The sequence below is a fragment of the Variovorax sp. YR750 genome, assembly GCF_900109805.1.
GTDB classification, from domain to species: Bacteria; Pseudomonadota; Gammaproteobacteria; order Burkholderiales; family Burkholderiaceae_C; genus Variovorax; species Variovorax gossypii.
Genome location: NZ_FOBJ01000006.1, coordinates 285,353 through 309,686, shown reverse-complemented (window position 1 = coordinate 309,686; position 24,334 = coordinate 285,353). Strand labels below are relative to the sequence as shown.

The following is a 24,334-nucleotide window of genomic DNA, read 5'->3' as shown; positions in this document are numbered from 1 at the left end:
AGAAGCAACCCGAACCCGGAAGACACATGGCTCAAAAGATTTCCCTCACCCGCTACCTCGTCGAACAACAGCGTGCCGACGGCCTCATTCCCGGCCAGCTGCGCCTGCTGCTCGAAGTGGTCGCGCGCGCCTGCAAGAGCATCAGCCAGGCCGTCAACAAGGGCGCGCTGGGCGGCGTGCTCGGCACGGCCGAGAGCGAGAACGTACAGGGCGAGATCCAGAAGAAGCTGGACATCATCGCCAACGAAGTGCTGATCGAGGCCAACGAATGGGGCGGCCACCTCGCGGCCATGGCCAGCGAGGAAATGGACAGCATCTACGTGGTGCCCAACCGCTACCCGCAGGGCGAATACCTGCTCATGTTCGACCCGCTCGACGGCAGCAGCAACATCGACGTGAACGTCAGCATCGGCACCATCTTCAGCGTGCTGAAGAAACCCGACGACCACCCCGGCGTGCAGGAAGCCGACTTCCTGCAGGCGGGCACCCAGCAGGTGGCCGCCGGCTACTGCATCTACGGCCCGCAGACCACGCTGGTGCTGACCGTGGGCAACGGCGTGGCCATGTTCACCCTCGACCGCGAACAGGGCAGCTTCGTGCTGACGCAGGAAGACATCCAGATTCCGCCCGACACCAAGGAATTCGCGATCAACATGAGCAACATGCGCCACTGGGACGAGCCCGTGAAGCGCTACATCGACGAATGCCTGGCCGGCAAGGAAGGCCCGCGCGGCAAGGACTTCAACATGCGCTGGATCGCCAGCATGGTGGCCGACGTGCACCGCATCCTGATGCGCGGCGGCGTCTTCATGTACCCGTGGGACAAGCGCGAGCCCGAAAAGGCCGGCAAGCTGCGCCTGATGTACGAGGCCAACCCGATGAGCTGGCTGGTCGAGCAGGCCGGCGGCGCGGCCACCAACGGCAAGCAGCGCATCTTGGACCTGCAGCCCACGAAACTGCATGAGCGGGTGAGCGTGATGTTGGGTTCTAGAAACGAAGTTGAGCGTTTGACGCAGTACCACGCCGAGAAAGCGTGATTTCTTGGCTATAATCTGAGGCTTCGCCGGTGTAGCTCAGTCGGTAGAGCAGCTCATTCGTAATGAGAAGGTCGGGTGTTCGATTCATCTCTCCGGCACCAAGATTAAAAGCCCGCTATCCAAAAGGTAGCGGGCTTTTTCCTTGTGCGGTCGCGGTCTAAGCGAATCAACTCAGGCAGCCTTCATCTATTGATTGTCACGTGGCTCGATCTTATGGAGATTCTCAATGAGCCCCGTATTCCTTGCTTGGGCATATTCTCCATAGCGAACTTGGCGACGGCGGCTGGGACAAAGTGCAGCAACAAATTGAGGGTGATCCGGACTGCCGTCTGAAACGCGTGCAGTGTGATGAGGCTCCAGATAGGGTTGTCCTCCTGTTCGACGAGACAGCGCAGCCTGCTCACAAAGCTCACATGGGGGCACACAAGAAAGTGCTCTCTCTGCGCCGCTCGGGCGGTCTCAAGCTAAACGAGATGAAGCAGAAGGTGCGCCGCGTTATTAGGGTGCATCCAACCTCAAGCTCTTGCAACCTGGCAAAGGCAACAATGACCTAGGAGCGCATACGCTTGAGCAGCGTCGCCCAAACCTTGCTCCATAGAGATGGCCCGCCAGGAAGCTCGCTAAGCGAAACTCGCGACCACTTTATTGACTCTGGCTGCCACATACCTTCTTCGTCCAACTGCCGTTGAAGAATTTCAGCCGAGTCAGCCACCAGATTTTCGTCGCGTACGATCATGAGCAAGAAATCCACTGAGACCGTTCTGGTCGAATAGGGCTCCATCGCGATGCCAAGTACTTCCTTCAAGTGCGGATTTTTGAGCTTGCATCCCTCACAATAGATCAGCAGTTGACGCTGCCGATGCTCTCGATACGTTTCGTACGACATGTAATGAGGCTTCGGCAATGTCATGACCACATATGCCCTCGTGCCATTGCTGCGTCCAAGCACGGTTGATGTGTATCGCGCATCTTTCTTTTTGACACTGCGCGCTCGATCGACGGCCGCCCCAAGCATTCGCCGAGTAGATCGAGGTTCTTCTGCCATCTTGCGAAGAATCGTTTCCTGCTGCACCAAAGAAGCGAGACCTTCTAGCGAAGCTGATGAACGAACTACGCCTGACGATCCGGCCAATATGTGCGAGGTCTGAAATTCAATGAGCGCGTCCCATAGATAGCTGACCCGATTTGCCTTCACTCGATTCCGGTAGCGCTTGCTAATTCTTAGCGCCTTCCACTCACCCTCGCCTAAAAGAAATGCTGCGCCAACGGGTATGTCGGGGAATTTCGGCCCGTCAAACTCGTAAGTTGATGACGAGAGATAGCAGGCAAGTAGATCCTCCTCACCGGGAATTATGAGAAGTGCATCTTCTCGCCTAAAGAACTCCTCCTTCTTACGAAGATATGCAACAAAGTCAGGGACGGTGTCCAACTCACCCAAAACTACATCGAGCGTCTCTTCGTCAAACACGTGAACCATGTGCCCTCTTCCAAGCGGCCACCCTACTTGGAAGGGTGCCGCTCTGTGCTCAGCACCCTCAATATCAGTACGGATCATCAAGCTGCCGGAGCTGGGGCCAGACACCGCATCGAACAAACCCTCCATCTCCGCAAGTTCTACCGCGACGGTTTTCCAGTACCTAGCGGCATGCTCAGTGGCGCCTTTTGCGACTGCAATCAGGTGAATTCGGCAATCTTCGATACCGGGCAGTTCAATTGGCAATCGATGTTGGCATTGCTTGTCCAAATAAAGCCGATCAGCATATCGAAGAATCCAAGATTTCGCACCGGCCAACTGGTTAGCTGATTTCTCTATGGCTCGCTTATACCAACGCCCCCACGCCACGCTGACGTCAGCGTGCGGGATGAATTCGCATTGCTTGTCCGAGAAAATTAGGATGTCGCTACCAAAAATGACCAGCAGATCGCAAAGCTCTTTGCCATCTCCTTTCCCTCGGCTTCGCCCCTCATCCGTGAACACATTTGGATAACTCCAAAGCGTAAGAAATGCTCTCCGAGCAAGCGCCGTTAAGTACCGTTCAGAACTCGTTTGAGAATCACCCGCAAGAGCGTCGTGCCAAGCGGTCAGCGGAGTCTCCGGCGGCAGTTCGGCAAATGGCAGCGATTTCATGCGGCGGATCGTAACGTTCAACCGCCTTTGTTCGAGATTAGTAACCTACGATGCCAGATCGATCGACCAGCAAACCACCCAGAAGATCAATCCTGACGCACGCTGCTAGATTCTTTCCGCCATTGCTCGCTGGTGCAGTCTCGATGCATCGTCGGCCAAGTCAGCCGCAATCCACATGATGTTGTCTCGATGCCTCGCCCCAATCGCATCGAACCATTCGCTGCAATCCCCGTAGCAGCAACTCAACAGAGATTGCAGTTGAGACAACTTGTTCTCAAGAATGTCTGACGCGTCTTGCTCGCGGGTTTCGTCGTCAGGGGTGGGCGTGTTTTGCCCGGCGATAATTCGATCAGCCATTTGATGTGCGCTCTTCCAAAGTTGTTGCACGTTGAGTGGTCAGACGGCCATGGTGTTAGCGCACCTTGGCCGTCGCCTTTTGTGCCTCACATCGACATCGCCGCGGTGTGCATCGATGTCCCGCCGTGAGGCGCAGCGGTCGTTCAAATGTATGGGAGAACCGCGCTAGCCGGCGACTCCATGCAGTGAACAAATTGGGGATCGCATCGACTTTACGCGCATGATCGTGATCGTTGCGGTGTTGGCGCTCAGGCTTGATCTACTGGGACTAGCGATACAGCAGCGGTTAGTCGAATCGTTCTAGCTGCTAGCCGAAGTGCTTTTCGCGATGGCAGTTTGGGCAGAGGGCCCAAGCGTTGTCGACAGTGTCATCACCGCCTTGCGCCAACGGCGTTATGTGATGCACCTCCAGATATGGATCGCCAGTAGCCTTGCTGACAAACGGCGCTGGCTTCTTGCACCCTTCGCAGCACCCTTCTGATCGGAAGAGGACTTCGGCAACCACGTCGGGATTCCTCACGTACGCCGTTGAAATGGTCCGGATGGTTTTGGGCTTCTTCGGCGCCTTAGCCAAACGCTCAAGGCGCTGCTGTCTCGACCGCGTAGATGCCTGGGCCACAAGGCCCTGCAGCTCTTGCTGCAGATATCCCGCATCCGCGATCACTTCATCAGAAGTCGTGAGGACAAGCTCAAACCATTTCGCACCATCAGCCTCCTCGTGCATTTGCTGATTCGCGAACGCCCCTGCGTACACGAACCCATCGTTTGACGTCTGCCTAACGAAAGCAAGCACAGGAAGGCTCGGCACATTCAAGATCGCGGCATTGGGCTTGAAGTGCTCACCAAACTGAACGCTTCCATCCTTCAGTGTCTTGCTCTTCAGGAAGTACTTCAGTCGTCGGCCCCGCTCCAGCCATTCGTTTGCATATCTCCCCCCGCTCAACGTCGCCTTGATAACCACTGCGGTCGGCTGACCAGCTGACTCGATAACGAACATCCCGCCAGCTCGGGTGTCGTAGTTCGCCGAGAAGATGAGGATGTCATGCGCGCTGTACGTCTCACCGATGACGAAGTCCGACGCTCGCATTCGGTCGCCAACCCAATCACCAAACCGCTTCTCAAAGGGCTCGACGATATCTTCGAATGTCTGCAGCCCAAGCGCATGCATTTCGAGGTATGTCTCATCCTGCTTGTCCGCGCTGAATCGCTTCAGGTATGCGAACAGGTCCCCTACACGCTTGAACTGGTTCAGCCAGATATTGGAGTGCCGCACTTTGGCTTTGGTCGACTCCGGCAAAGAGCTAGCAAGTGCGGGTCTCTGGACGGCCTCAAGGACATATTCGCGCGCTGCGTGGATGGGGCTCATCGTGTTCATTGCTGAGAATGAACACATTGTGGTGCAAACTGTTGCCAGTTTGCTTCACGGAAACAATGATGGCCGGGCGAGACGCCTTTTCAGCGATGTTCCTTGGGGTAGTGCGACGTGGCTATGCGGCTTTTGGCTCTTGACCCTTTAGTCGTAACACCCACGCGCAAGCAACGTGACCCGATAGATGCGATCTTCAAGAAAGCTGTAAAGCACATGAACATCGCAAAGGTCCGTGCGCCACAGCTGATAGCCATCGTCGCGATCCAGCGCTTCCTTGAATGGGCGCGCCGCGGCTTTGGACATCGTCACGTCGACGGTGTCGCTCATCTGCAAGCCCCATGGCAAGGGGCCTGCGTAGCCGCTGCTCTGAAAATCCAGATCCGTCCGGTAGCGCACGCCGCTCAGGCAGGGTTCGCTGGTTCGCGGTGCTCCCGGCACGGCATCCGCCATCTCTGCGCCTGGCTTGAAGTAGAGCTCGATGCCGAACTCCCGGGAGTAGTCGGCTTCGCCGTACTCGGCAATCTCGCGGGCCTTCTCGCCCAGGGAGAAGGGAGCGAACTGGGCGTCATCCTGCAGCTCGGCCAACGGCCGGCCGAACTGCCGTGCGAACTGTTCGGGTGTGGGCATCGCGCTTGCAGACACTGGAGCCACCCGGGGCGGCGTCATCGTCACCAGCTTGAGCCGCCCCGTGTCGCGCTCGAAGCTCACGTCCACTTCGGCATCCGGCGTGGACCATCGCGCCTTGGAGACATTCAGGCCTACCCGCCACAGTTCCACCGGCGAACCCAGTCGCCGCAGCACATCGCCAACCATGTCATCGGCGCGGAGCGCGAGAGGCAATGAACCCGCGTACGGAGTCCATTGCGGGTCGAAGTGCAGCAGCAGCGAAACCCGGCTCAGTATCAAGTTGCCCTTGCTGCGAGGCTCCCCATATCGAGCCTCGTAGCTGTCCGCATCGGTGAAGAACAGATAGATGCCTTGCGCCGGGTTCACGAGCGAGAGGCGATGGTCCGTGCGGGCTTTCTTCAGCGCCTCGTCGTCGATCCATTCCAGTTGCTCCCAGCCTTCGACCAGCGCGCGCGCCCGCGCGCTCTGCCAGGCGTGGCCCAGCAGGTAATTGCTCGTCTCGAAGGCGTGAGTCCGGCTGCTCATCTGTGGAACCAGGGCGCGCAAGGCGTCACTTGAAGGGCACCGAGAAGGAGAGATTCCACAACGAACCATCGTCGTTGTAGGTGGCGCGCACTTGCAGTCCGTCCTTGATCCACTGGTCCCACTCGACCACGTCGTCGTCTTCCTCGGTCAGGGCCGGCGTGCCGAATTCGGTCAGCGCATCTTGCCGCTTGGCGATCGGACCGCCGCTGAACGGAACCGTCCCCTTGTAGGGCTTGAAGCTCTTGCCGCCCGGGCCATACGCAAACACGGCCGCCAGGATCGCCTTGCCCGCGTCTTTCGGGGCGCCCATCTTTCGTTCGTAGCCTTCCCGCTCCCAGAATGCCAGTTCGAGCCCCAGCGACTTGAGCTCGATGGCGTCCGAGCCTTCGGCGCGGAGTGTCTTGGCCGACAGAGCCTGGACGCTTGCTCCCGCGGATTTCAGGAGTTGATCGAGGTTGGCGTTCAGCTCGGAATGTCCGAGGAAGGGCAGTAGTTCGTTCAGTGTCATGCGTTGCGCTCCTGTACTTTCAAATCATTTTCTAGCCGATTTCATGGCCTGCTTCAGCCACTTCGTCCATTGATCGTGGGTCATCTTGGTGATCTCCTCGGCCGCCTCGCGGTACTTTCCCTTGCAGCCGGGGTCGTACTTGTCGATCTCCTGGAGGATCTTCTCGGTGTTCTCCTTGGCGGCTCTCTGCAGGTCTTGCGCGTCTCTCGTCGGGCGCCTGACGCCGTCGATCTTCTGATGCTGTCGGCCGCCGAACGATTCGCTGTGGTCCCGGTGCAATTCGGTCGGCGTCGCAATGGTGGGGGCGTTGTCGACAATGGCGGCCTTCTCGGCCTTGGTGAGCGGTGCTCCCTTGATCTCGGCGGCACGCTCGAGCAGCGCTTTCTGTGACGGGATGTGATCCCAGTTCATCCCTTCATTGTCGTGTTTCGAACGGTCCTTGTAGGGGCCCTTCTGCCCGCACTTCGGCTTTGGCTTGACCTTCTTCTTGACCTGGGTGTCTTTGTTCTTCGATCCGCCCCCCGATTCGGCCTTTGCAGCTGCGGCTTCCTTCTCGGCCTTTTTTGCCGCGGCCTCCGCTGCTTCTTTCTCGAGCTTCTCTTTCGCGATCCGCTCGGCAAGGAGCTTCTCGGCCTGCTTGATGCCGACCCGCTCGCCGCCCTTCAGCGCGCCCTTGATCGCGACCTTGCCTGCCTTGGCTGCAATGCCGCCACCCGGCACAAGGTTGGCAGCGGCCGATGCGCCGGAGATGGCGGCATTGACGTAGTCGCCTTCGGCCGCATAGATCGCCGCGTTGGCACCGTCGGCGAAGATGCCCACCACGGGAATGACGCCGCCGACGTCCAGCACGGTGTGGGTGATCGAACTGCCCCAACTGCTCCACCAGCTCTCTTCCTTCGGCGTCTCGGGCTTGACCTCGGGGTTTGCCTGCTTGGCGGGCACCTGCGTGAACGGGGTGTCGCCGACGGCGGGGCCGAGCGTGTTGCCGTTGGCGTTGGTGCCGGGCTTCCGGGGCTTGAAATCAGGAAGCTTGACGTTGGGCGTGTCTCGCTGGAGCTTTTCGTACTCTTCCTGGCTGAGCTGAATGAACGAGGTCGGCTCGCCCTGCGGTGGGTACGTGGGGTACCGCATGATCACCACCGGCTTCGGAACATCGGCCGGAATGAAGGCAATGCCGATCGATCCGCCATCCCCCGTCGGGACGAAGGTCGCGGAGGTCGTGAGTTCCGTCATGCCCTACTTCCCGTTCATCCAGAACAGATCGTCATGCCGCACCACCAGCTTGCCCTCGGCGCGCACGGTTCCGCTGTGATCCTTGGGATAGCACTTGCCCTGCACGGTCCCGCTCTTCACGCCCTTGGCAGCACCCGCCGCGTCGCCGATGGTGGTGGGCACGATGCTCATGTCGTACACCACCACCGGATGCCCGTTGGCGCGCACGCTGAGGGCCACCGACGTCGTGCTGTTCAGCTGCGCCGTCACGGGGTAAGGCACGGGCGGAATCGAGCTGCCCATGGGCGTCTTGCAGACGTCGGGGGCGAGGCTCACGACCTTCCAGCCTCCCTGCTTGCGCGCGGCGACGTTGGCGCTCATGGCGTGGGCTCCAGGTTCGCCGTCTGGCCGGGCTGTGGCGCGGAACGAACCAGTGGCGCATGCGGATCGGTCTCGAAGCGCGCCTCGAGCACGCGCACGGGCGCGTCCGACGGAATCCACACGCGATGCACGAGCGACAGCGTCAGGGCTTCGGCATCCACGAGCACGGTGTCGGTGACCATGGGCAGCGGCAGCAATGCGCCGTTGTCGAGCCGCAGCAGCACCAGCGCGCGGTGACCAGGCAGGGTGACCGACAGGTGGCCGTCCGGCGCCGACGCGGGGTCGGTCAGGTTCCACAGCTCGATGCGCGCGTCGGGCGGCAAATACGGAATCTGCTGGTCGGCGGGCGCCGCGTTCCAGTAGCCGAAGTCGAAGTCGTGCGGCGGCCAGGGGTGGCGCTGCGCGAGCCATGTGTCATCGTAGGTGCCTGCGAGCGCCAGCCTGGGTGCCCAGGCCCGGCCCACGACGCCTAGCCCGGCCGGTTCGCGGCCATAGCCTTTCGCGACTTCGGCCATGGCCCGCGCATCCAGATTCACCCCGGCGTGCTTCGCCAGCACCGGCTGTTGCATGCGCTCGTGCGCTGCTTCGATCTGGGGTGCGGGCATCCGCTCGACGGCAGGCAGCCCGGCCTGGCGCGCCAGATCGCCGGCACGCCGGTCGACCCAGCCCTGGCCCAGCGGGTTGGAGAAGCAGACCTCGTTCAGCAATGGCGGCTCATCGTCGGGAGCGTCGGGCCGGCGCAAGAAGCTGCGCCCGCCGAAAGCATGCTCCCAGCGCATAGGCACACTCTCGACGGGCTGCGAAACAATGCGCGCCCATTCACGGCCATTGCGCAGATAGAGCAGAGAAGGACCGCTGACGAGCAGCCGCTTGTCGAGCACCGTGCGTGGCGCGGCCAGGGCCTCGGCCCGGCGCTTCTCGTCTTCCCATGCGGCGTGCTGCTGCGGCGTCAGCCGGGCTCCGGGGTGCAGCGGCTTGGGCGGCTCCGGTGGTTGCGCCCATTGCTGGCCGGCCGTCACTTTCACGCGCACTTCCCATTCGGGCGCGGGAGTTCCCTCCGGGGCATGAGCGGTGGCATTCACGATCACGTCGCAGCGTGGCTTGTAGGGAGCCAGGTCGCTCTCCTCGCGCGGGCTCGATGCGCCCTCCTCGCCCCAGTAGGCATCGGCCAGTGCCAGCGGCACCGGGTCGTCGTCGTTGACCTCGGCCTGCCAGCGGCCGTGCCTGCCGCGCACGAGCCTGTAGCCGACCTTCATGGCGACAACCCTGTACTCGCGGTCGCCCGGCGTGGCCGCGCGAAAGCACAGCGCGTCGAAGGGCGTGAGGTTGCGAAACTCCACTGCGAGGCACTCAGTTGAGGTCGATGTCCTTGCCGCTGATCTGCACCGGCCCGCTCGCGGAGAAGTCGAAGGTCGACCCGCTGATGGAGACCGCGCCATCCGAGGTCATGACCAGCGAACTCTTGCCGCACACCAGCTCGATGCGATCGCCGGCATGCAGGGTCAGCGACTTGCCCACGTCCACGCGCTTGGACTGCCCCACCTGCTCGGTCTGCATCAGCGCGACGGTGGTGTTCATGGCCGCGCCCACCGTGATCTGGTAGCCGAGGCCGATGGTCAGCGCCTTCGCGAGCCCGATGGTCTCGGCCTTGGCCAGCGCGATGGTCTCCATCTTCGCGCCGCCGATGGTCACGGTCCGGTGCTCGCCGATGTTGATCGTCTCGTTCAGGCCGACCTTCTCGGTGCGGTTCATGCCGATGCCGATGGTCTCGTTGAGGTCGACGGTCTCGGTGCGGTTCTTGTGCACCGTGATGGTCTCGTCGAGGTCGACGGTTTCCGTGCGGTTCTTGTGGATGGTGATGGTCTCGTTGCCATCGACCGTCTCGGTGCGATTGTTGTGCACCGTGATGGTTTCGTCATGGTCCACGGTCTCCGTGCGGTCGTGCTTCACGTGCACGGTCTCGTCGTGGTCGATGGTCTTCGTGCGGTCGTGGCCGACCCAGTGGGTTTCGTCCTTCTCGACCTCGATGTCCTGGTTGCGCTCGGCGTGCAACCACACCTGCTCCTGGCCCTTCTTGTCTTCGAAGCGCAATGCATTGGCGTTGGCGTCCGTCGCGCCCTCTGAACTGCGTGTGAGCAGGCCGCTTTGCGTCGCATTGGCTGGCAGCGTCCAAGGCGGCATGTTGTCGGCGTTGTAGACGCGGCCCGTCACGATGGGCCGGTCTGGGTCGCCGTTCTCGAAGTCGACGATCACCTCCTGCCCGATGCGCGGGATCTGGATGCCGCCGAAATTCGTGCCGGCCCAGGGGGAAGACACGCGCACCCAGCATGAGCTGTTCTCGTCCTTGGTGCAGTAGCGGTTCCAGTGAAAGCTGAGCTTTACACGGCCGTATTCGTCGGTCCAGATCTCGCGGCCTGCCGGGCCCGTGACGATGGCGGTCTGCGGGCCCGTGGTGCGCGGCCTGGGTGCCTCCGGCTCCTGCGCACGAAACACCTTGCTGCTGGGCAAAACCTCGAAATCCACGCGGCACTCGAACTCCTGCTGCGCACTCGCATCGCCGATGTCCTGCAGCCGCAGGTGCGCATCGGTGACAAGGTATTCGCGGTTGGATTCGTCCTGCGGATGCCGCTCCAGCGTCATCAGGCAGCCCGGCACCACCCCGCGCAGGTTGCCCGAGCCGCTGGCGCGCTCGCCCTGGCTGCCGGTTTCTTCCATGCGGGTGCGCACCAGTTGCTCGCCCTCGGACTCGACGACGTAGTCGCCCGGCCAGCCATAGCGCTCCTGGCTGCCTTGCGCCGTCTTGCGCGGCATGGCGCTCACCTGTTGCAGCCGCGCCTTGGGTCGCTTGAAATCGAAATCGTCGGTGACCCACCGGCCGCTTTGCAGCGACTCGCATGCGTTGAAGCGGTCGCAGTGCTCGGCGCGCACGGTGTCGTCTGCGCCGTAGAAAGGAATCTTCTGGTAGCCCGCGTTGGCGTACGGCTGATGAGCGGACATGTCGTCGACGACCACCAGCTTGTGGCCGCCTTCGGCATGCTCGAAGTAGTAGTACAGGCCCCACTCGTGCATCAGCCGCGCGACGAAGTCGAAGTCGCTCTCGCCGTACTGCACCTGGAACTCGCGCACCGGGTAGCTGCGGGTGGCCTTCACTTCATGGGCGAAGTCGTAGCCGGACAGGACCTCGCCGAGGATGTCGAGCACGGTCTTGTTCTGGAAGATGCGGTAGTCGCTCGTGCGCGTGGCCAGCGTAAGCCAGGGCTCGATCACCGCTTCGTACAGCGCGCGGCGGTTTTCCAGGCGCAGGAAGCGCACGCGTGTCACGAGGCCAGAGATGTGCCGCTTGCCATCACCCGCGCCGGGACGGCCGTCGAGCACAATGTGCGCCGTGAGCGTTTCGCCCACGAGCTGCTTGATGTTCACGTTGGCAGCCTGCCGCTCGTTGTAGCCCGCCTGCTCGGGTGTGCCGAGCGCAAGGGTGTAGCGAAACAGCTTGCTCAGGCCTTCGTCGCCCTCCATGGCGATGGGCTCCAGTGCGGGTTGCCCGCCCATCGTGGGCATGGCGGCGCAAGAAGCGGTCAGGACGCGGATGGACCGCGCTGCGCCTGTCGGCATGGCACTCTCCCTGGAATTCGGATCGACGCACGAAAGTCGGGACGACGAGCCGGCTCATGCGGCTCGATGAAACGGAAGCGACCGGCTTCCGTTTCATGTTCACACAAGGAAGGATCAGGCTTCCTTGTTTTCCTTGATGTTCCAGGCCAGCACCGTCTCGGCGCCCTTGCCGCCCTTGTCGGTCTGTTCCCAGTACTGCTGCTTCACCTTCGCGGCCTGGAACGAGTACTGAACGAACACGGCGTCCGAACCCTGTTCGGCCGTGTACTGCACCGAAGTCACCAGCACTTCTTCGAGCGTGACGCGCGTGTATTCGATCTGCGAGCCACCGGCCTTGCACACCGACACTTCCACCTTGCTCAGGTGCTTGCCGCTGGCGCAGTTCTTCATGACCGAAGGCGCCGCCTTGTCGATGCGCGCCAGAACCTGCAGATCATTGAAGCTGGCCTTGCCGACACCGCCGCCACCACCGCTGACCATGTTGCCGGGCTGCGTTGCGCCCCATGCAAATGACTTGATGTCCGTCCACTCCTTGTGGTTCGAGTCCTTCGATTCGCCGTTCGCGCCTTCGACGCGCATGAACATGTCTACTGCCATGATTGATCGTTCCCTCGGTTGTGGCGCCCCTCCGGGCGCCTTGAACATTTGCCGCCATTGCGGCGGGCAATATTGAAATCCGGTTGCGGCAACACGGTTGTCGTGCGCCTCCGGGGCTGGGTGAATGCGATGTTCGGATCTGACTGTGACAAATCGATTGAATTCGGGCGAATTCCTTTCCTCTTCGAGTCATTTCTCACAAATCATTTTTCGAGCATCCGAAATATGAAGACCAAAGGAGTTAATCAAAATTAGCCAAAGCCCAGACCCTGAGAACCAAACAATTCATTGACCTCGCCGAATGCAAAAAGGGCCCGCCATCGACACGATGGCGGGCCCTTTGATTTGCAGGCATCGAACGCAGCTACGACGCCTTCTGCGCCTCGCTCAACCACTTCGCGGCCAGCGCAGGCACCAGCTCCGCCGCCCTGCCCTGCAGGAAAGTGAAGCCGTGCGGCACCTCTTCCATGTCGAGCGCCACAAGCACCTTCTGCGCACTGCGGTCTGCATACCGCACGAGCGATGCCGCCGGATAGACAGTGAGCGAAGTGCCCACCACCAGCACGCGTGCCGCCGTGGCCACGTGCTCCTCGGCTTCCTCGAAGTGCTGCACCGCTTCGCCGAACCACACGATGTCGGGGCGCAACTGGGTGCCGTCTTCGCACAACTGCCCCATGGCAATGGGACTGCCATCGATGCGATAGCGCTTCGGCTCGGGCTCCGAAGTACCACGCGCATAGGCGAGTTGCCCGTGCAGGTGCACCACGTTGCTCGACCCGGCGCGCTCGTGCAGCGCATCGACGTTCTGCGTGACGATCACGACTTCATATGCGGCTTCGAGCGATGCAATGGCAGCGTGCGCGGCATTCGGCTGTGCCTGCCATGCCTTCTGCCGGCGCTCGTTGTAGAAGTCCAGCACCGCCTCCGGGTGCCTCTGCCAGCCTTCGGGGCTTGCGAGTTCCTGCCACGAGTAGCTGTTCCACAAGCCCTTGGCGTCGCGGAACGTGGGCAGGCCGCTCTCGGCGCTCACGCCGGAGCCCGAGAGCACGACGATCTTGTTCGGTTGGACCTGGAGTTTCATGCTTCGGCGCTCCTTTGGTGTTGACGATGAATTGCTGGCTCCCCGAACACGGATCGAACGTGTGACCTGCGCATTAACAGTGCGCCGCATCTACCAGCTGAGCTACCGGGGAAAAGTGGATTGAAGAGTGTGGATGGAGGCGCGACCCGGAGTCGAACCGGGCTGGACGGATTTGCAATCCGCTGCACAGCCGCTTTGCTATCGCGCCGGAACCTGATGTTGAGATTGAAGAAAGAATGGTGGATCGTCTTCGAGTCGAACGAAGTATTCCAGAGGAGACGGGGTTACAGCCCGCTGCAGTCGCCAGTGCTGCTCACGATCCATGAAGGGACAAGCCGATTGACGAATGGCGTTCCGCAGGGGAGTCGAACCCCTGGCTTCCTCCTGGACAGGGAGGCACTCTGGCCACTGAGTTAGCGGAACGAAAAGAGAAAAAGAAGAAAAGCTGGCAAGCCCTCAAGGATTCGAACCTTGGATCCCGGGATCAAAACCCGGTGCCTTGGACCACTAGGCGAAGGGCCGGTAAAAAATGGTGCCTCGTGTGGGATTCGAACCCACGATCTTCGGGATGAAACTCCGAGGTCCTGGACCGCTAGACGAACGAGACGTTGAAACAGAAATGAAGAAATGGCGCGCGCGGAAGGAGTCGAACCTTCAACCGTTGGGTTTGGAGTCCAGTGCTCTGCCAATTGAGCTACACACGCGTAAGAGAAAAAGAAGAAAGAAAAGAGATGGTCTGAGTGGCAGGATTTGAACCTGCAGCCTCCTGCTTCCAAGGCAGGCCGTCTACCAGATTGACACTACACCCAGAGAAAAATTTGGTGCCCCAGGGGAGACTCGAACTCCCAGAATTCCGCTTCTAAGGCGGACACGTCTACCAATTGCGTCACCAGGGCTGAAAGAAAAGATGGTGCGAAGCGACGATCCGTACCGGTGGCCGGTCTCGCTTCGATGCTTGCGAATTTTTAAGGAGCGTCCACAAGGCCTGAGCCTTGTGTCATGCAGCACGATCGCTGCTCGGAAAAATGGCTTGAACGAAAAACAAAGAGGCCCGGAACCTTTCGGTGTCCGGGCCTCTGCTGGAGAGAGCTTGGGAGGTCTGCGCCTACGCGCTTCCTCCACCCGGTTGCACCTGATCCTCGTAATCGCACGACCACAGATTGGCCTGCGGCTTGAGCATCGGATACGGGAGTTGATCGAGCTGCTGCAGCACCGGCTGCAGGCCGAGAACAGCATGCGAAGCGACGCGCACGAACACGTTGCCCGATACGGGGCAGGTGCTGTAGATGCGGATCTTTGCTGCTTTCACGATGTGTCCTGTTGGCGTTGAGTGGAGCGGACTGTAAATAGTCTTTACACAATCGTCAACTGCTTGGACAAACTTTTTTTCAAGTACCGTTGCGGCAACTCATCTCGTCCCGATCATCCACAGGAGCCCGCATGGCGTCTTCGACACTCGCAACACACCCGCACTACGACCGCCTCATCGCAACCGCGCGCGGCCTTCCTCCATTGCGTGTTGCGGTGGTGCATCCGGCCAACGCGGTGTCGCTCGAAGCGGCGCTTGCATCCGCAGCACTGGGGCTCATCGCGCCGACGCTGGTAGGCCCGCGCGCGAAGATCGAAGCCGCGGCGCACGAGATCGGCATCGACCTCTCCAGCATCGCGATCGTCGACGCGCCTCACAGCCATGCGGCGGCCGACGCAGCCGTCGCGATGGCGCTGCGCGGAGAAGTCGATGCATTGATGAAGGGCAGCCTCCACACCGACGAGCTCATGGGCGCCGTCGTGCGTCGCGAAGGAGGCCTGCGCACCTCGCGTCGCATCAGTCATTGCTTCGTGATGGACATCCCCGGCCACGCGCAGCCGCTGATCATTTCCGACGCGGCAATCAACATCGCGCCGACGCTGGAGGAAAAAGTCGACATCGTGCAGAACGCCATCGACCTCGCGCATGCGCTGCTGATGCCGGCGGTGCGCGTGGCTGTGCTCTCGGCAACGGAGACGGTCAACGCCAAGGTGCCTTCCACGCTCGATGCGGCCGTGCTCTGCAAGATGGCCGACCGCGGCCAGATCACCGGCGCGGTGCTCGACGGCCCGCTTGCGATGGACAACGCCATCGACGCCGAGGCCGCGCGCATCAAGGGCATCAATTCGCCGGTGGCGGGCCGCGCCAACGTGCTCATCGTGCCCGACCTCGACGCGGGCAACATGCTCGCGAAGAGCCTGACCTTCCTTGGCGGCGCCTATGCGGCAGGCATAGTGCTGGGCACGAAGGTGCCCGTGATCCTCACGAGCCGCGCCGACTCCGAATCCGCGCGGCTCGCTTCGTGCGCCGTCGCCTCCATGCTCGCGAAGGCGGGGCGCGACAAGCTCATCAAGGCAGTGGGCTGAACCTCGGCCTCAGCGCGCGCCCGCCACGATCGCGATCCCCCTGATCTGCCCTGCCGCCGGCGTGCGCTCGGGCTTCGGATAGCGCGCCGGCGCGAAGCGGTGCAGCAGTTCCGCCTCCTGCACCTTGGCGGCTTCGAAATTCGCGAGCTTGACGTGGCCGAAGCCACGAATGGACAGCGGCAGCGCCGCAATGCGCGCGGCCGTCGCCTGGTTCCCGGCCGAGAGCTCACCCGATATGGATTCGAGCAGGCTATCGAAGTGCGCGATCAGTTCGCGCTCCATGCGCCGTTCGCCGGTACGCCCGAACGGATCGAACGCCGTGCCGCGCAGCCGCTTGCCATGCGCCAGCCAGCGCATCGCGGGCAGCATCCAGCTTCCGATGCGGATCTTGGCGGGCGCCTTCCCGTGCGCGCCGCGCGAAAGCACCGGCGGCGCCATGTGGAATTCGAGCTTCAGGTCGCCTTCGAACTGCTCGTTGAGCTTCTGCAGGAACGCGCCGTCGGTGTAAAGCCGCGCGACTTCGTATTCGTCCTTGTAGCTCATGAGCTTGAGCAGGCTGCGCGCCGCGTTGCGCGTGAAGGGCAGGCTCGCGTCGCCGCCCTGCAGCCCGGCCTCGCGCGCACGCAGGCTGCGAATGCGCGTCTCGAAGCGATCCGCCCATGCGGCGTTCTGGTAGCCCGTCAGGTGGCGGCGCGCGTCGGCGATCAGCACGTCGAGCGGGCGTTCGTCGGCGGAAGAGGCCTGTGCATCAACGGGCGCGGCGCGCAGCGCATCGAGCGCCTCGGGATTGCCAGCCGCAAGCCGCCCCAACGAGAAGGCCGACTGGTTCGCGGCAACCGCCACGCCGTTGAGCTCGATCGCGTGCATCAGCGCTTCCAGGCTCAGCGGCACCAGCCCGCGCTGCCACGCATAGCCGGCCGCGACGATGTTCGCGGCGAGCGTGTCGCCCAGGAACTCCTCGGCCAGGCTCTGCGCGTCGAAAGTCTCGACCTGCTCGTCGCCGGCCACGAAGCGCATCTTCTCCAGCAGCAGGTCGACATGCAGGTCCGCATCGGGGTTGCGCAGCGCCTCGGCGACCGGAATCTCGTGGATGTTCGCGAGCACGCGCGTACGCCCGTGTCGCACGGTCTGCAGCGCATCGGCCGATGCGCCCACCACCACGTCGCAGGCGAGGATCGCGTCGGCCTGCTGCGTGTCGATGCGCACCTGGTGCAGCCGCTCGCGCGAATCGGCCAGCCGCACGAAGCTCAGCACCGAGCCGCCCTTCTGCGCGAAGCCCATGAAGTCGAGCACGCTCGCGGCCTTGCCCTCGAGGTGCGCGGCCATGGCGATCACCGCGCCCACGGTCACCACGCCGGTACCGCCAACGCCGGTCACGAGCAGGTCGTAGGGAGCGGTCCAGGCGTGCTCCGCCGGGTACGGCAACGCGGCCACGCGGTGCAGGAAGGCATCGCGCCCCGCTGCCAGCGCGCCGCTCTTGCGACGCAGCTTGCCGCCCGTCACGCCCACGAAGCTGGGGCAGAAGCCCTTGGCACAGGAGTAGTCCTTGTTGCAGCTGGTCTGGTCGATCTTGCGCTTGCGGCCCATCGGCGTCTCGTGCGGCAGCACGGCCACGCAGTTGCTCTGCACGGTGCAGTCGCCGCAGCCCTCGCACACGGCCTCGTTGATGAAGAGGCGCTTGGGCGGATCGGCCAGCTCGCCCTTCTTGCGGCGGCGGCGCTTCTCGGCGGCGCAGGTCTGCTCGTAGATGAGCACTGTCACGCCCGCCATCTCGCGCAGGCGGCGCTGCACCTCGTCGAGCGCGGCGCGGTCGTGGAACTCGGTGCCTTGCGGGAAGCGGCCCTTGATGTCGTCGTACTTGCCGATCGCATCGCTGACCACCACGACCTTGCTCACCCCCTCTGACTCCACCTGCCGCGCGATGGCGTCCACGCTGATGACACCGTCGACCGGCTGCCCGCCCGTCATCGCCACCGCGTCGTTGAACAGGATCTTGTAGGTGAGCGTCGCCTTGGCCGCCACGGCCTGGCGGATCGCGAGGTAACCCGAGTGGTAGTAGGTGCCGTCGCCCAGGTTCTGGAAGACGTGCGGCGTCTTCGTGAACATGGCGTGCGAGATCCAGTCCACGCCCTCCCCGCCCATCTGGATGAGGCCCGCGGTGCTGCGGTCCATCCAGTTCGCCATGAAGTGGCAGCCGATGCCCGCGCGCGCCGTCGAGCCTTCAGGCACCTTGGTGCTGGTGTTGTGCGGGCAGCCCGCGCAGAAGTACGGCAGGCGCTTGACCGCATCGCTCGCGTTGCCGAGCAGCTCCGGCGGCGTGAAGTCGCGCACGTGCTGCAGGTGGTCGCCCAGGTCGTGGTTGTCGGGGAAGTGAACGGCCAGCCAGTGGGCGACCAGCTCGATGAGCCGCGACGGGCGCAGCTCGCCCAGCGCCGACACCAGCGGCTGTCCCTCGCGGTCATGCTTGCCGACGAGCACGGGGCGCGCATCGGCGGGCGCGTTGTAGAAGATGTCGCGCAGCTGTGTCTCGACGACCGCGCCCTTCTCCTCGACGATGAGGATCTCTTCCAGCCCCTGCGCGAAGGCCTTGATGCGCGTCTGCTCCACCGGAAAGCTCAGGCCGATCTTGTAGAGCCGCACGCCGGCGCGCGCCAGTTGCTCCGGCGAAAGCTCGAGCCGGCGCAGCACTTCCATCAGGTCGTGGTGCGCCTTGCCGCAGGTGACGATGCCGACCTTGGCGTGCTCGCTCACGATCACGTGCCGGTCGATGCTGTTGCGCCTGGTGAATGCGGCCACGGCCGCGAGCTTGTCTTCGAGCCGCGACTCGATGCGCAGCGAAGGCAGGTCGGGCCAGCGGTAGTGCAGGCCGTCCGGCGGCGCACGGTGGCCGGTGGCGGCGCTCACCGCCTCGGCGTCTTCCCAGGCATCGACGCGGGTGTTGATCGCGTCCAGGTCGACGGTGCCCGCGCTCTCCACCACCTCGGACAGCGCCGCCATGCCGACCCACGCGCCCGAGTAGCGCGAGAGCTCGTAGCCGTACAGGCCGTACTCCAGGTACTCGGCCACGCTCGAGGGCTGCATGATGGGCATGCGCCACGCCATGAAGGCGTGGTCGCTCTGGTGCGGCATCGACGACGACACGCAGCCGTGGTCGTCGCCCGCCACCACCAGCACGCCGCCGTGCGGCGACGAGCCGTAGGCATTGCCGTGCTTGAGCGCGTCGCCCGCGCGGTCCACGCCGGGGCCCTTGCCGTACCACATGGAGAACACGCCATCGACGGTGCGCTCGGGGTCCGATTCCACGCGCTGGGTGCCCAGCACCTGCGTGGCGGCCAGTTCCTCGTTGACGGCCGGCACGAAGCGGATGCCCGTCTCCTTGAAGCGCGCGCCGGCCTTCCAAATCGCCTGGTCGACCATGCCCAGCGGCGAGCCGCGGTAGCCGCTGACGAAGCCCTGGGTGTGCAGGCCGCGTTGCGCATCGCGCCGGCCCTGCATCACGAGCACGCGGATCAGCGCCTGCGTGCCGGTCAGGAAAACCGAGCCGGATTCGGCCCAGATGTTGTCGGAGAGTTGGTAGCCGGGCCGTCTTATCGCGGTGGCATTGAGTGGGGCATTCATGCCCGGAATTGTTCTGCCGCCCTCCGGGGAAGTGCTTCCTCAATACGCTAGGGCAGACCCTTGTTTCGAGAAAAATCCTCTTCATTCAATCGGAAAAATACGATTTTCTTTTCCGATTGTCGAAATTCCGAGAAAACAAGCGCCACCAGCCTCAGTCCTGCCTGCGCATCGCGAAGAAGCCCCCCGCCACCAGGATGAACGCCCCGATGATCACTTTCTGCCAGGTGCTGGGCACGCCGGCCAGGATCAGCACGTTGTTGATCAGCGTGACCAGCACCACGCCCAGCAAGGTGCCGCCCACGGTACCGCTGCCGCCGGTGATGCGCGCGCCGCCGAGGATCACGGCAGCGATCACGTCCAGCTCGTTGCCCACCAGGTCGAAGGGGTTCGCCAGCCGCGTGCTCGACACGTGCACGATGCCCGCCAGCCCCGAGAGAAAGCCCGCGTAGGCGAACACGAAGACGTGCACCGTGCGAAGGTTGTAGCCCAGCCGCTCCGCGATAGCGAGGCTGCCGCCGATGGCGTACACCGCGCGGCCGATCAGCGTGCGGTTCAGCAGCCACCAGGTCAGCGCCGCCGCGAAGACCAGCACCAGCACGGTGGCGGGCAGCACCACGTGCAGGCCCTGCGGGGTGTCGAAGCGCCACAGCGCCAGCTTGCCGAAGGCGTCCATCGGCGCGGGCACGTTCATGAAGAACACGGTGCCCACGAAGGTCAGCAGGATGCCCCGGTACAGGTACTGCGTGCCGATGGTCACGATCAGCGACGGCGCCTTGAGCCAATGCACCAGCAGCCCGTTGAGCACGCCCAGCAGCGCGCCGCTCGCCGCGCCGGCGATCAGCAGCAGCGCGATGGGCGCCTCGGGAAAGTAGTTCAGCACCAGCTTGGTGATGCTGTACATCGTGAGCGCCGCGATGGCCGCGAACGACACGTCGATGCCGCCGGCGGCCAGCACGATCAGCACGCCCAGCGCGAACAGGCCCAGCACCGTGCAGGCGCGCACGATGTCGAAGAGCACGGGCAGCTGGAAGAAGCTCGGGTTGATGGCGCCCACCGCCAGGCTCGCCAGCACGATCAGCGCGAGCGTGAAGACCGAGGGACGCTGCGCGAGCCAGCCGCGCAGCGAGAACCGCGCCTCGGGCGGGAGCGGAGCCGATTCCGGCGTGGCCGGCGCGGAATGCGCTTGCATGGTGGAAGCCGTCATGAGAATGCGGGGGAAGGTGTGTCGGAAACCAGCGCGTGGTAGAGGTCGCTCTCGGCGAGCCCCTGCGCGTCGAAGTCGTTGGCGATGCGGCCCTTGCGCATCAGCAGGATGCGGTCGCAGTTCTGCAGCAGCTCCTGCAGGTCGTCGCTCACCAGGATCACGCCCAGCCCCTGCTCGGCCAGCCGCTGCACGATGCGGTAGATGGTGTCCTTGGAGCCCACGTCCACGCCCACGGTGGGGCCGTGCAATATCAGCACGCGCGGCCCGATGGACAGCCAGCGCCCGATGAGCACGCGCTGCTGGTTGCCGCCCGAGAGCGACTGCACCGGCCGGTCGACGTCGGGCGTGGCGATCTGCAGCTCGCCCACGGTGCGCTCGGCCAGCGCCTGGCACTGCCGCATGTCGAGCGCGCCGAAGCGACCGCGCAGGCGGTTCAGCACCGCCGTAACGATGTTGTCGCGGATCGGCTTGTCGAGGAACAGGCCCTCGCTCAGCCGGTCTTCCGGCACGTAGCCGATGCCCTGGCGGATGCCGTCGGTGGGCGTCTTCAGCACGATCTGCCTGCCGTCGAGCAGCACGCGTCCGCGGTCGGCGCCCTGCACGCCGGCCAGCGCCAGCGCGAGTTCGTTGCGGCCGGAATCGAGCAGCCCGGTCACGCCGAGGATCTCGCCCTTGCGCAGCGCGAAGCTCACGTCGCTGAACTGCGCGCCGCGGCCCAGCGATTCCACCTTCAGCAGTTCGTCGCCGCCATGCGTGCCGTGGCGGTAGCGCTCGCCGTCGAGGTGCTTGCCGGTCATCCAGTGCGCGATCTGCGCCTTGGTGAAATCGCGGATCGGTCCCTGCGCCACCTTCGTGCCGTCGCGGAACACGATGGCCTGGCCGCCCATGGCCATGCACTCGTCGAGCTTGTGGCTCACGAACAGCACGGCCACGCCCTGCTCGCGCAGCACTTCGACCACGTGCACGAGGTTGTCCACCTCCTTCTGCGTGAGCGAGGTGGTGGGCTCGTCCATGATGACCATGCGCGCGCGGGTGGCCACCGCGCGCGCGATGGCCACCAACTGCCGGGTGGCGATAGGCATTTCGTCCACTCGCCGCGCGAGGAATGCCGCGTCGGTCGGCAGCTTCACCGCCTGCAGCGCCCGCGTGGCGGTGGCCGCGACCGCCTTGCGGTCGAAGCGCCGCGCCAGCCGGCCGCCGGTGGCCACGAGCTGCTCGCTGAGCGCCACGTTCTCGGCCACGCTCATGTTCGGCAGCAGCGACAGGTCCTGGTAGACCGTCTCGATGCCCAGCGTGAGCACCTGCAGCGGCGACAGCGATTCGTACGGCTGCCCGTCGATCACGATGCGCCCCTGGCTCGGCGGCTGCGCGCCCGAGATGATCTTGATCAGCGTGCTCTTGCCGCAGCCGTTCTCGCCGAGCAGGTGGTAGATCTCGCCGGCCTCGATGACGAGGTCGATGCCGCGCAGCGCGTGCACGCCCGCGAAGCGCTTGTGCACGTCCTGCACCTCGAGGAAGACCCGGCGCCCGGCCGTGCTCTCTGAGCTTGCCGGGCTTGCTTGCGTGGAAGGCGCGGTAAGAGTCATGGCCGGCGGAAGCTCAGAACGAGTACTTCTTGTAGTTCTGCTTGTCGACCTCGACCCAGGCCTGGCCCGTGACGATGATGCCGACGCCCGGGCCCTTCTTGACCGAGACCTTGTTGTAGCCCGGCACGCCCATGTCGGTGCCGTCGGTGATGGTCTTGTCGTCGAGCAGCATCTTGGCCGCCTTGTTCATGACGATGCCGGCGTCCTTCGGGTCCCAGAAGGCGATGCCGCCGACCGCGCCCGACTCGAGGAACTTGGCCGCCTCGCTCGGCAGGCCGGTGCCGAAGACGCAGATCTTGCCCTGCAGGCCGGCCTCTTCCACCGCGCGGCCGATGCCCAGCACGTCGAGCGACGACGAGCCCTGGAAGCCCTTCAGGTCCGGGTGCTTGCGCAGCATTTCCTTGGCCTTGCCGTAGGCCTTCTCGGCGTCGTTAAGCGACTCGTTCTTGGCGTCGACCAGCTGCATCTTGGGGTACTTCTTCGCATTGGCAGCGCCGCCGTCGGCCCACTGCACCTGCGACTGGCTGCCCAGCGAGCCGACCAGCGAGGTCCACTTGCCCTGCTGGCCCATGCAGGCGGCCAGGCGCTCGTTGATACGCGCGCCGTAGGCCGTGTTGTCGAAGGCCTCGATGTCGACCATGGTGTTCTTCTGGTTGTCGGCCTCGTGCGTGACGACCTTGATGCCGCGCTCCATCGCGCGCTTGAGCACCGGCTCCAGCGTGGGCGGGTCCATCGACACCACCGCGATCGCATCGACCTTCTTGGCCACCAGGTCTTCCACCAGGCGCTGCTGCTGGGCGGCGTCGGACTGGGCCGGGCCGATCTGGCGCGTGGCCACGCCCGGCGTGCTGCTGCCGAACTCCTTCACGCCCACTTCCATGCGGTTGAACCAGCTGATGCCGGTGATCTTCACCACGGTGACGATGTCCTGCGGCTTGCCCTGCGCATGCAGCGCCGAGGCGAAGGCCACGGTGCCGAGTGCCAGTACGGTGCAGGCGATCTTGGTTTTCTTCAGCATGTTCGTTTGTCTCCTAGCCCTCGGTGGTTCTCTGCGTCGCGCCAGGAGGGGGCTGATGCGGCGGTGCGCTGGTGCGCGAAACGGGGACGAAGCTGCGCAGGTCGGCCAGGCTGAAGCGCGCCGATGCCAGGAAGAACAGCAGCAGCAGGCCCCAGGCGCAGTCGCGGAAGAAGTTGGAAATGCCCAGCAGGTTGAAGGTGCTCGACAGCAGCTGCAGCGCCACGGCCGAGAAGAACAGGCACACCATGCGCCCGTAGCCGCCCTGCGGCCGCACGCCCGCCATCACGGTGATGAGGATGGCGATGAGCAGGTAGGAGTTGCCGTAGTCCGACTTCACGCTGGCCGTGCGGCCCGCGATGATCACGCCCGCCACCGCCGCCAGCACGCCGCACAGCGCATAGGTGGCGATCAGCATGCGGCCCTGCGGAATGCCCGCGTAGCGCGCCGCCTTGGCATTGGTGCCGAGCAGGAAGAGCCGGATGCCGAACGGGCTCTGCTTGAGCAGCCAGCCCACGGCCAGCAGCATCGCCACGAAGATCGCGAACGGAATGGGCACGCCCAGCACGTTCTCGTTGCCGATGGCCGAGAGCGGCTCCGCATTGCCCACGCGCAGGCTGGAGCCGCCGGTGAGCACCACCGCCAGGCCGGTGTAGAGCAGCTGCGTGCCCAGCGTGCAGAGAATCGGCGTGAGCCCCGCACGCGCGATCAGCACGCCGTTGAGCAGCCCGCCCGCCAGCCCCGTCGCCAGCGCGATGGCGGCGAAAGACCCGGTGTAGAGCCACGGCGAGGCATCGGCATCCACCAGCATCGGCGCCAGCGTGGCCGCGACCACGCCCGAGAGATTGGCCAGCGCCACCCCCGAGAGGTCGATGCCGCCGTTGCCGGAGATCATCGACAGCGCCACGCCCATCGCCAGCAGGCCGAGTTCGGGCAGCTGGCCGCCCATCGACTGGAAGTTGTAGACGTCGAGGAAATCGCCCTTCGAGAGCACCGTGGCGACCACGAGAATCGCGACGTTGATGCCGACCAGGAAGTTGAGCTCGCGGTCTGAAAACCTGAATTTCACGGAAGGCTCCTTTG

The 24,334-nt window shown here is 63.8% G+C and carries 19 protein-coding genes and 9 tRNA genes; 3 read left to right on the top strand and 25 right to left on the bottom strand.

The features are described from left to right. Positions 1-26 precede the first annotated feature (26 nt). Both BMY35_RS15130 and BMY35_RS15125 read left to right on the top strand, forming a co-directional pair. Positions 27-1,037 (top strand): class 1 fructose-bisphosphatase, encoded by a 1,011-nt coding sequence (locus BMY35_RS15130; protein WP_019658239.1) that lies wholly within the window; start codon positions 27-29, stop codon positions 1,035-1,037. 25 nt (positions 1,038-1,062) lie between these two features. Beyond that, positions 1,063-1,138: transfer RNA gene (locus BMY35_RS15125), tRNA-Thr, on the top strand. A 449-nt stretch (positions 1,139-1,587) separates the two neighbouring features. On the opposite strand, the gene BMY35_RS37700 is transcribed toward BMY35_RS15125, so the two are convergent. The 20 genes from BMY35_RS37700 to BMY35_RS15020 all read right to left on the bottom strand — a co-directional run bounded on the left by BMY35_RS37700 (position 1,588) and on the right by BMY35_RS15020 (position 14,743). After that, on the bottom strand, positions 1,588-3,165 hold the full coding sequence (locus BMY35_RS37700) for a hypothetical protein (RefSeq protein WP_143080682.1): 1,578 nt from the start codon (positions 3,163-3,165) through the stop codon (positions 1,588-1,590). Between the two features lie 105 nt (positions 3,166-3,270). Further along, positions 3,271-3,522: a hypothetical protein gene (locus tag BMY35_RS15110; protein ID WP_093200230.1), complete on the bottom strand. Its 252-nt coding sequence runs from the start codon at positions 3,520-3,522 to the stop codon at positions 3,271-3,273. A gap of 307 nt (positions 3,523-3,829) precedes the next feature. Beyond that, entirely contained in the window at positions 3,830-4,888 is a 1,059-nt protein-coding gene (locus BMY35_RS39060; protein WP_305727978.1) for an HNH endonuclease, read from the bottom strand. 147 nt (positions 4,889-5,035) lie between these two features. Continuing rightward, entirely contained in the window at positions 5,036-6,064 is a 1,029-nt protein-coding gene (locus BMY35_RS15100; protein WP_093200223.1) for a hypothetical protein, read from the bottom strand. A 4-nt stretch (positions 6,065-6,068) separates the two neighbouring features. Next, positions 6,069-6,551 carry a hypothetical protein gene (locus BMY35_RS15095; RefSeq protein ID WP_093200221.1) on the bottom strand — a complete coding sequence of 161 codons (483 nt, stop codon included), beginning with the start codon at positions 6,549-6,551 and terminating at the stop codon, positions 6,069-6,071. A 24-nt stretch (positions 6,552-6,575) separates the two neighbouring features. Beyond that, positions 6,576-7,784, bottom strand: a complete 1,209-nt coding sequence (locus BMY35_RS15090; protein ID WP_093200219.1) for a hypothetical protein — start codon at positions 7,782-7,784, stop codon at positions 6,576-6,578. A gap of 3 nt (positions 7,785-7,787) precedes the next feature. Next, entirely contained in the window at positions 7,788-8,144 is a 357-nt protein-coding gene (locus tag BMY35_RS15085; protein WP_093200218.1) for a DUF4150 domain-containing protein, read from the bottom strand. After that, complete coding sequence (locus BMY35_RS15080) at positions 8,141-9,484, bottom strand: DUF2169 family type VI secretion system accessory protein (RefSeq protein WP_093200217.1); 1,344 nt, start codon at positions 9,482-9,484, stop codon at positions 8,141-8,143. Before BMY35_RS15080 ends, BMY35_RS15085 begins: the two co-directional genes overlap by 4 nt. Positions 9,485-9,494: 10 nt before the next feature. Further along, positions 9,495-11,756 (bottom strand): type VI secretion system Vgr family protein, encoded by a 2,262-nt coding sequence (locus tag BMY35_RS15075; RefSeq protein WP_143080680.1) that lies wholly within the window; start codon positions 11,754-11,756, stop codon positions 9,495-9,497. A gap of 114 nt (positions 11,757-11,870) precedes the next feature. Beyond that, positions 11,871-12,353, bottom strand: a complete 483-nt coding sequence (locus BMY35_RS15070; RefSeq protein ID WP_093200216.1) for an Hcp family type VI secretion system effector — start codon at positions 12,351-12,353, stop codon at positions 11,871-11,873. A 364-nt stretch (positions 12,354-12,717) separates the two neighbouring features. Then, the gene (locus BMY35_RS15065) at positions 12,718-13,434 is read right to left on the bottom strand and encodes an SIR2 family NAD-dependent protein deacylase (RefSeq protein ID WP_093200215.1); all 717 of its coding nucleotides are present in this window, start codon (positions 13,432-13,434) and stop codon (positions 12,718-12,720) included. Between the two features lie 35 nt (positions 13,435-13,469). Then, positions 13,470-13,546 (bottom strand) — tRNA-Asn (locus tag BMY35_RS15060). A 22-nt stretch (positions 13,547-13,568) separates the two neighbouring features. Beyond that, positions 13,569-13,642, bottom strand: a tRNA-Cys gene (locus BMY35_RS15055). 139 nt (positions 13,643-13,781) lie between these two features. Beyond that, positions 13,782-13,857 (bottom strand) — tRNA-Asp (locus BMY35_RS15050). Positions 13,858-13,880: 23 nt separating this feature from the next. Next, positions 13,881-13,956, bottom strand: a tRNA-Gln gene (locus BMY35_RS15045). 8 nt (positions 13,957-13,964) lie between these two features. Then, a tRNA-Glu gene (locus BMY35_RS15040) sits at positions 13,965-14,041 on the bottom strand. A 21-nt stretch (positions 14,042-14,062) separates the two neighbouring features. Beyond that, positions 14,063-14,138, bottom strand: a tRNA-Trp gene (locus BMY35_RS15035). Positions 14,139-14,166: 28 nt separating this feature from the next. After that, positions 14,167-14,244, bottom strand: a tRNA-Pro gene (locus BMY35_RS15030). A 9-nt stretch (positions 14,245-14,253) separates the two neighbouring features. Further along, positions 14,254-14,330, bottom strand: a tRNA-Leu gene (locus BMY35_RS15025). Positions 14,331-14,539: 209 nt separating this feature from the next. Further along, the gene (locus BMY35_RS15020) at positions 14,540-14,743 is read right to left on the bottom strand and encodes a hypothetical protein (protein ID WP_093200214.1); all 204 of its coding nucleotides are present in this window, start codon (positions 14,741-14,743) and stop codon (positions 14,540-14,542) included. 131 nt (positions 14,744-14,874) lie between these two features. Between BMY35_RS15020 and BMY35_RS15015 the strand changes: the two genes are divergently transcribed. Next, the gene (locus BMY35_RS15015; RefSeq protein WP_093200211.1) at positions 14,875-15,828 is read left to right on the top strand and encodes a phosphate acetyltransferase; all 954 of its coding nucleotides are present in this window, start codon (positions 14,875-14,877) and stop codon (positions 15,826-15,828) included. A 9-nt stretch (positions 15,829-15,837) separates the two neighbouring features. Here BMY35_RS15015 and BMY35_RS15010 read toward each other — a convergent pair whose 3' ends face one another. The 5 genes from BMY35_RS15010 to BMY35_RS14990 form a co-directional block, all read right to left on the bottom strand. Then, entirely contained in the window at positions 15,838-19,446 is a 3,609-nt protein-coding gene (locus BMY35_RS15010; protein WP_093200208.1) for an indolepyruvate ferredoxin oxidoreductase family protein, read from the bottom strand. 151 nt (positions 19,447-19,597) lie between these two features. Then, positions 19,598-20,650: an ABC transporter permease gene (locus tag BMY35_RS15005; protein WP_093200205.1), complete on the bottom strand. Its 1,053-nt coding sequence runs from the start codon at positions 20,648-20,650 to the stop codon at positions 19,598-19,600. Further along, the gene (locus BMY35_RS15000) at positions 20,647-22,236 is read right to left on the bottom strand and encodes a sugar ABC transporter ATP-binding protein (RefSeq protein WP_256228485.1); all 1,590 of its coding nucleotides are present in this window, start codon (positions 22,234-22,236) and stop codon (positions 20,647-20,649) included. Before BMY35_RS15000 ends, BMY35_RS15005 begins: the two co-directional genes overlap by 4 nt. A gap of 13 nt (positions 22,237-22,249) precedes the next feature. Continuing rightward, on the bottom strand, positions 22,250-23,254 hold the full coding sequence (locus BMY35_RS14995; protein WP_093200201.1) for a substrate-binding domain-containing protein: 1,005 nt from the start codon (positions 23,252-23,254) through the stop codon (positions 22,250-22,252). Between the two features lie 13 nt (positions 23,255-23,267). Beyond that, a complete protein-coding gene (locus BMY35_RS14990) occupies positions 23,268-24,320 on the bottom strand; it encodes an ABC transporter permease (protein WP_093200200.1) in 1,053 nt (350 codons plus the stop codon). Positions 24,321-24,334 lie beyond the last annotated feature (14 nt).